At 69.9% G+C, this 229-nt stretch carries 1 protein-coding gene; it reads right to left on the bottom strand.

Going from position 1 to position 229, the window contains the following annotated elements; all coding sequences use genetic code 11:
- The coding region (locus tag SB754_RS23455) for a hypothetical protein (RefSeq protein ID WP_410784629.1) at window positions 1–229 on the bottom strand (229 nt) is incomplete at both ends.

Here is a 229-nt window from a genome sequence, read left to right as displayed (position 1 = left end):
CGCGCACCACAGGCAGCAATGATCGGGCGAATGCCCGCTGCCCGTGCGCACCTGCCAGCGCCGCCCGCCGATGGTGATTGTGTTGCCATCGGCCATGGGCGTGATCGTCTCGACGATCGGGTCGACCCGGCCCCGGAACACATTGCCCTCCGCCGAGAGGCGGTCCAGCGTCTCGCCGGGCAGGCCGTTCTCCCGGAACAGCGTGCCCTGTCCGCTGACGAACTCCTCC

Source organism: Leifsonia sp. SIMBA_070 (assembly GCF_046534635.1).
In the GTDB taxonomy this organism is placed as follows: domain Bacteria; phylum Actinomycetota; class Actinomycetes; order Actinomycetales; family Microbacteriaceae; genus Leifsonia.
The sequence above is the reverse complement of the archived record's forward strand: the minus strand, read 5'-3'. Positions and strand labels throughout refer to the sequence as shown.